At 62.7% G+C, this 6,791-nt stretch carries 7 protein-coding genes; 2 read left to right on the top strand and 5 right to left on the bottom strand.

The genetic code is table 11. The features are described 5' to 3' along the window. Positions 1-3: 3 nt before the first annotated feature. The 4 genes from ACO41U_RS04645 to ACO41U_RS04630 all read right to left on the bottom strand — a co-directional run bounded on the left by ACO41U_RS04645 (position 4) and on the right by ACO41U_RS04630 (position 3,306). Positions 4-243 carry a type II toxin-antitoxin system RelE family toxin gene (locus ACO41U_RS04645; protein ID WP_298779883.1) on the bottom strand — a complete coding sequence of 80 codons (240 nt, stop codon included), beginning with the start codon at positions 241-243 and terminating at the stop codon, positions 4-6. A 12-nt stretch (positions 244-255) separates the two neighbouring features. After that, entirely contained in the window at positions 256-417 is a 162-nt protein-coding gene (locus ACO41U_RS04640; protein WP_298779885.1) for a hypothetical protein, read from the bottom strand. 156 nt (positions 418-573) lie between these two features. Next, positions 574-1,863 (bottom strand): coiled-coil domain-containing protein, encoded by a 1,290-nt coding sequence (locus ACO41U_RS04635; protein ID WP_298779887.1) that lies wholly within the window; start codon positions 1,861-1,863, stop codon positions 574-576. A 96-nt stretch (positions 1,864-1,959) separates the two neighbouring features. Next, the gene (locus tag ACO41U_RS04630; RefSeq protein ID WP_485941970.1) at positions 1,960-3,306 is read right to left on the bottom strand and encodes a replication-associated recombination protein A; all 1,347 of its coding nucleotides are present in this window, start codon (positions 3,304-3,306) and stop codon (positions 1,960-1,962) included. A 149-nt stretch (positions 3,307-3,455) separates the two neighbouring features. On the opposite strand from ACO41U_RS04630, the gene ACO41U_RS04625 reads away from it, so the two are divergent. Together ACO41U_RS04625 and ACO41U_RS04620 are read left to right on the top strand one after the other, a co-directional pair. After that, positions 3,456-4,838 (top strand): MATE family efflux transporter, encoded by a 1,383-nt coding sequence (locus tag ACO41U_RS04625; RefSeq protein WP_485941968.1) that lies wholly within the window; start codon positions 3,456-3,458, stop codon positions 4,836-4,838. A 477-nt stretch (positions 4,839-5,315) separates the two neighbouring features. Continuing rightward, positions 5,316-5,954: a hypothetical protein gene (locus ACO41U_RS04620; RefSeq protein ID WP_485941966.1), complete on the top strand. Its 639-nt coding sequence runs from the start codon at positions 5,316-5,318 to the stop codon at positions 5,952-5,954. Positions 5,955-6,064: 110 nt separating this feature from the next. On the opposite strand, the gene ACO41U_RS04615 is transcribed toward ACO41U_RS04620, so the two are convergent. Next, the gene (locus ACO41U_RS04615; protein ID WP_485941964.1) at positions 6,065-6,706 is read right to left on the bottom strand and encodes a hypothetical protein; all 642 of its coding nucleotides are present in this window, start codon (positions 6,704-6,706) and stop codon (positions 6,065-6,067) included. Between the last annotated feature and the right edge of the window lie 85 nt (positions 6,707-6,791).

Genomic DNA, 6,791 nt, shown 5'->3' with positions numbered 1-6,791 from the left:
CGGTCACTTGTACACATCTCCCCGCGGCCCCAAGGCTTCCACCGAAACCTGCCGCAGTTCTTCGTCGATCGACATCAGCAGCCGCCACTTGCCCACCCGCAATCTGTAGCCGCCTCGACCGACCAGAGGCCGCACATCTCCCGTCAGGTCGTCGCTCAATGCCTCGATGGCCCGGAGAATACGCCCCCGGTCCGGGTTGGGGATTCGGGCCAGCTGCTTTTCCACGCTGGGTTGAACCGTCACCTGCCACTGCATCTACAGCAGGTCCTTCATCACTTCGGCGATCGGACGCCCCAAACCAGCTTGCGCTTCCCGCTTCCCAATCTCCCACGCCGCGATCTCCTCCGGCGTCAGGGGCGGCTCCGTCGGGTCGGGCACGCGCCACAGCGCCACACGCTCCTGCACTTCAACGCTCATCTTCATCTCCCTCCCGTCACGCGGAATCTTCCCCACCGGCTCCCAGTTCCATCCGGTAAAGCGACGTTCGGTAAAACGGTTACGGTTGCGCTTGGATTTTAATACTACTCCACTCCCACTCGAAGGGCAAGGGCAATTGGGCTGTTCTCGATGTTCTCAGCGTTCCTTGAGGCGCCGGTTGATCTCCTCGAACTCAAGCCTCATGGCCTCGCTCTCAAAGGGCTGAAGCTGGGGCATGGAGAGTGCGTCAATGGAGTCGAAGAGCGCGAGCCCGGAGTGGATGAGGTTCTTCAGGTCGCCGGAGCTCCTTACGGTGCGGTAGGTGTTCTCCGCCACGTCGCGACTGCGCCTGAGGTCCTTCAGGTTTTCGAGGATGCTTCGGCGCTGGGCGGCCAGGAGGTCCGCGTAGAGCTTCCCCACCCGCACGGTCATGGCGTTGGCCTCCGCGTTGCGCCTGAACGACGCCCGCTGGGCCTCGTTGTAGGCCTCCTGCCCTGCCTTCTTCCGCGCCTCGTCCTCCAGGGCCAGGGCCTCCTTGACGATGCTCTTCAGCCGCGGACCGTACTCCTCGTCGATGCGCCGCACCAGCTCCTCCTGGGTGTGGATCAGGAGGTCGTTCAGCACCAGGTACAGGCCCGTGTAGCGGCGGTTGATCTCTAGGTCGTTCTGGTCGTTCCCCGCCAGGGAGGCCAGCTGCTCCACCACGGCCTTCACGTTGGAGAACACCACGGCGTTCTGGAGCATGTCGTCGCCCGTCACGGAGCTCAGCAGGACGTCAACCTGCCCCTGGTCCAGTTCGAGGCCCATCTCGCGCAGGGCGTCCGCCAGGCGTCCGTTGACGCCGGCGAGGGAGGCCTCCCGCGCCCGAATCTCCCCGTCGATCTCCTTCAGGCGCTCGTCGATCCGCGCCTGCGTCGTCCGCCAGGGCACCTTCGAGTCCACGGGAGCCGTGATGCGGTCGTTGCGGAGCCTGTCCGCCTCATGGCGAAGGTCCGCTATCGACGCGCGCAGGTTCGAGGCCTCGCGGCGAACATCTCCCGCCCTCCCCTGGGTCAGGACCTCAAGGGCGGCATCCAGGAGCTTATTGATCTTCCTCGCGTTGGAGGACTTGTCCTCCCCGAACCAGGCGGAGTCCGGCAGCTTCTCGCGCTCGTCCCTCAGCCTCAGCGCCTCCGTGAGGGAGTTCGTCAGGCTGCCCCACCCCTCGGCCAGGCAATCCGGCAGGGAGGCGTCGAGCGAGGCGAGGACGAATCCGGGGTCCACGCCCCTGGGCTCGTCGTCCCGAAAGAGCCCCGTCACCTTCTCCCATCCAGCCTGAATTCCGGAGGTCACGTACCCCGTCCAGGAGGCGTCCTCAGAGGTCGCGGGGTCTGCACCGGCCCGGCCCGCCGACAGGCAGAGCACAAAGATCGCGAAAACGACAAAGCGCCAACGTCCGTTTCTCAAAGCAAACCTCCCCTTTCTCCGTCAACGGCTCCGCCCACTCGACAGCGGCGGCCCCCTCCCCAAACCGCACAAAGGATACCACAATCCACCCTCAAATTATCCGTCATTGGCCGTATCTTTCGATCCGGCCCCGTGCGCCCGCCGCCACGCCCTGATCTGTTCAAGCCTCGCCTTGCACCGCGCCTCATAGCCCTGCTCCGTGGGCCGGTAGTACTGGCGCCCCCGCAGGGAGTCCGGGAGGCACTGCATGTCCGTCAGCCTGTCCGGGGCGTCGTGGGCGTATTGGTATCCCCTGCCGTAGTCCAGCTCCTTCATCAGGCGCGTGGGGGCGTTGCGGATGACGAGGGGCACGGGCTCCGCCAGCTGCTCCATCGCGTCGGAACGGGCCGCCGTGTAGGCCGTGTACATGGCGTTGGAGCGCGGCGCCAGGGACAGGTACACCACGGCCTCCGTCAGGTGCACGCTACACTCCGGCATCCCGATAAAGTGGCAGGCCTGATAGGCGGCCACGGCGATCTCGAGCGCCTTGGGGTCCGCCAGCCCCACGTCCTCGCTCGCGAAGCGTAGGACGCGCCGGGCCACGTACAGCGGGTCCTCCCCGGCCTCCAGCATCCGCGCCAGCCAGTAGACGGCCGCGTCCGGGTCCGAGTTCCGCATGGACTTGTGCAGGGCCGAGATGAGGTTGTAGTGTTCCTCGCCCCCCTTGTCGTAGAGCAGGGAGCGGCGCGAGGTGCACTGGGCGAGCATCTCCTCCGTCACTCGAATCCCGTTTTCGCAGGGCTCTCCGTTCAGGACCGCCATCTCCAGCGTCGAGAGGGCTGCGCGGGCGTCGCCGTTGGCGAAGGTGGCGATGGCGTTCAGCATGTCCGGCGCGACCTCCGCCCGGTACCGTCCAAGGCCTCGCGGGTCGGACAGGGCGCGGGACAGGAGGCCCGCCAGCTCCTCCGCGGTCAGGGCCTTCAGCACGAAGACCCGGCAGCGCGACAGGAGCGCGCCGTTCACCTCGAAGGACGGGTTCTCCGTCGTCGCGCCGATCAGGACGATGCTGCCCCTCTCCACGAAGGGCAGGAAGGCGTCCTGCTGAGCCTTGTTGAAGCGGTGGATCTCGTCCACGAAGACGATGGTCCGCCCTCCCAGGCGGCGGCCCTCCTCCGCCCTCTGCATCACGGCGCGGATCTCCTTGATGCCGCTGGTCACGGCGGAGAAGTTGATGAAGGCCGCGCGCGTCCGCTGCGCGATGACGCCGGCAAGCGTCGTCTTGCCCACGCCGGGCGGTCCCCAGAAGATCATGGAGGACACGTGGTCCTCCTCGATCAGGCGCCGCAGCACGCACCCCGGCCCCAAGAGGTGCGTCTGCCCCACGAACTCGTCAAGCGTCCTGGGGCGCATCCGGGCCGCCAGCGGCTGGCTGGCCTCATCCTCAAAGAGCGACCGCTCCTCCATGGCTTTCCCTCCAAGCGTCTGATTTTACTTTCGCATTATATAAGGAAACGGCGATTTAATCCACGGAACCTTCCCCTGTCAAGGTTCATGCCCTTGACAGGGGCGGACGCGCGCGGGTATGATGCAAGGGACATTCAGAGGGACAGCTGGTGTTTTTGGTGATCGACAGAGAATCTCAGAACAAGAAGTATCTGCTCATGACGACGGGCTCCGTGGAGCGGCTCATCGCGGGCATGGCCCTGCCCAGCGTCCTGAGCATCCTCACCACCGCGCTCTACAACACGGCGGACACCTTCTTCGTCTCGCGCATCGACACCCAGGCGACGGCCGCGGTGGGGATCGTCTTTCCCTACATGGCACTGATTCAGTCCCTGGCCTTCTTCTTTGGGCAGGGAAGCGCCATGTACATGGCCCGTGCGCTGGGCCAGAAGGACGTCCGGAGCGCCGCCGTCGTAGGGGCCGCCGGGTTCTTCTCCGCGCTGATCCTGGGGGCGGCCATCCTGGCCGCCGGGCTCCTCTTCATGGACCCCCTGCTGCGCCTTCTGGGCTCCACGGACACGATCCTGCCCCAGGCCCGCGCCTACCTCCGATGGATTCTGGTGGGCACCCCCTTCATCATGGCGTCACTCGTGATGAACAACCAGATGCGCCTACAGGGCAACGCGGCCACGGCCATGGTCGGCATCATCTCCGGGGCGGTGCTGAACATCGCGCTGGACCCGCTCCTGATCTTCACCCTGGGAATGGGCACGGAGGGGGCGTCACTGGCCACGATGCTCTCGCAGTGCGTGGGCTTCACGCTCCTGCTTCGCATGACGGCCCGCCGCGACGGCATCCCCCCGCGGCTCTCGAACTTCCGACCAACGTGGAGCCAGTACCGGGAGATCATCGCAAGCGGCCTGCCCTCCCTGGGGCGTCAGGGGCTGGCCAGCGTCAGCATCACCTGTCTGAACCATGCGGCCGGCCCCTACGGGGACGCGGCCATCGCCGCCTTCTCCGTGGTCAACCGCCTCACCATGCTCTCCACGTCCATCGTCATTGGGTTCGGACACGGCTTTCAGCCGGTATGCGGCTTCAACTTCGGCGCGGGAAAGTTCGACCGCGTGCGGCGCGCCGTCCGCTTCTGCGCCCTGGCCACCACGGGCTACTGCGTCCTGGTCGCCGCCCTGGGCCTGGCTTTCGCGCCGGCCATCGTCGCGCTGTTCCGCCCGGAGGCGGAGCTGGTCCGCATCGGCGCGGGGGCCCTTCGCTTTCAGTGCCTGGCCTATCCGCTGGTGGGCTGCATCGTCACCGCCAACATGTACCTTCAGAACATCCGCAGGACAGCCAGCGCCAGCGTCGTCGCTGCGTCGCGGCAGGGCATCCTCTTCCTGCCCGCCATCCTCATCGGACACCACTTTTTCGGCCTCAAGGGCCTCATGGCCGCTCAGGCCGTCGCGGACGCCCTCACCTTCGCCCTCGCCCTGCCCCTCATGCTCCATGCCCTGAACACGATGGACCGTCCCCACGCGCAGAGGCTCGACCTCGCCTGAACCTCGCCGACGCTTCGGGAAGCGCCCCGCGCTTCCCGCGCCCTCAGCCGACCCGCTGAACGCCGCCCGCCTCATAAAAGATCGGCGCGCGTAAGTTCAGCGGTCTGGCCGACCGCCAGCGGCGTCGAGGCAGGGCATCCTCTTCCTGCCCGCCATCCTCATCGGACACCACTTTTTCGGCCTCAAGGGCCTCATGGCCGCTCAGGCCGTCGCGGACGCCCTCACCTTCGCCCTCGCCCTGCCCCTCATGCTCCATGCCCTGAACACGATGGACCGTCCCCACGCGCAGAGGCTCGACCTCGCCTGAACCTCGCCGACGCTTCGGGAAGCGCCCCGCGCTTCCCGCGCCCTCAGCCGACCCGCTGAACGCCGCCCGCCTCATAAAAGATCGGCGCGCGTAAGTTCAGCGGTCGATGACCTTATGTTATGATGGAGCTCCTCAGTGCGGCAGACTGTGTACAGTAGGAGGGGCAGCTTATGGACGGGAAGGAACAGAAGGCATCTCAAGATGGCATCTTGCGCGGCAGCGACGGCGTATATCGGTGGGTGCATGAGCTAAAGCTACTGAAGAATCCCAGCATCCTGTTCGTTGTGTGGAAAATTCTCGGCGGCGTCTTCGTAGGCATATGGCTGTTTGTTATGCTCCTGTCCATGGGGGATTCGAACTTCTGGTGGTATGGCTTTTTGAGCTTGGCTAAGGTCTTTGCCCTGCTGACGCTGGGTATGCTTGCACTGTGCCTTATCGGCTATTTGTTTTACGCCGCCCTCATGGGCGGAAAATACTGCGTGCAGTTTGAGATGGATGAGCACGGCATCCGTCACACGCAGATAACGAAGCAATTCAAAAGGGCCAGAGTGCTATCGGCGGTGGCTGTGCTTTTGGGCGCGAGGAGCGGGAACATCAGCGCAATGGGAGCGGGGTTGCTTTCAGGCAGCAGGCAATCCATGTATTCTCGATGGTCATCAATAAAAAGCGTTGACGTCTATCCACGAAGAAACCTCATCAAGCTCAACGCGCCGCTGAATAAAAACCAGATCTACGTCAGGGATGAGGACTTCGCCTTTGTTCGGCAATACATACTCTCCCACTGCCCGAAGGCCAGGCTGCGCGAATGAGCCCTGCCGCCAGTCGCTGCGCCACCTGTTTTTTAGACGGCTGGCTTGTCGAACCAAACGCAACAGGCAAATTGAAAAGGTGCGAAGGCCTGGAATTTGTACTCATAAAGCTATTCGCTTCCCTGCACATCAAGGCAGTGCAAATTCAAATAGCCACTCAACAATTCAGTGACAACTTCCATCTCAAGTGATTTTTGTCGAGTGAAAAACGTAAGGCCGAAATGATGGTCCGGAGCGATGAGCATCCGGTGCGTTGGCGCGAACAAACATAATTCCGAGATGCCCCTGAACGCTCCTTCCACAACCATTTCCAGCGGGCCAGCATCGTCTTTGACGTTCGTTTTTATACCGGAGCGCTCGTTTTTTCGGACGTTGCTCTTCCGCAAAAAAGCATAGATTTCTTCGTAAATATCGTTACGCTCCGCATCAAACGAAAACTGCTCGTATCGGTAACATGGCGCTATGATCAACTCCTGGATATTTTTGAAGCGGAAATACTCAAGCAGAAAGTCGATCATTTCACACATATCCTTATAAAATTGCCGTCTTGTTCCATGGAACCCTGAGGTTCTTCCGTCCTCATAACTTCCATCTTCGTATACCTTTATCCCATAAAAGCCATCATAACCATGATCCCAGGCATGGGCATGGTACACTTCAAAACAGGGCGTGCCCTTAATTTCGTCGTAATCAAGTCCTATGCCGCACTGGCGTAAGGCCTTATTCAATTCATTGAGGCGGATTTTTTCCATTGCGAGCCTCCAGAACTATACTTCGTCCTCGCACACCAAAGCGCTTCGAGGGACAAGCACAAAAAGTCATCTAACGTAAAAAATA

This window comes from Fretibacterium sp. (genome assembly GCF_057312375.1).
The sequence above is the reverse complement of the archived record's forward strand: the minus strand, read 5'-3'. Positions and strand labels throughout refer to the sequence as shown.

What these genes read in the sequence shown, in the direction of transcription:
- ACO41U_RS04615 (WP_485941964.1), bottom strand. Translation starts at nt 6,706, where the DNA reads ATGGAAAAAATCCGCCTCAATGAATTGAATAAGGCCTTACGCCAGTGC.
- ACO41U_RS04620 (WP_485941966.1), top strand. Translation starts at nt 5,316, where the DNA reads ATGGACGGGAAGGAACAGAAGGCATCTCAAGATGGCATCTTGCGCGGC.
- ACO41U_RS04630 (WP_485941970.1), bottom strand. Translation starts at nt 3,306, where the DNA reads ATGGAGGAGCGGTCGCTCTTTGAGGATGAGGCCAGCCAGCCGCTGGCG.
- ACO41U_RS04640 (WP_298779885.1), bottom strand. Translation starts at nt 417, where the DNA reads ATGAGCGTTGAAGTGCAGGAGCGTGTGGCGCTGTGGCGCGTGCCCGAC.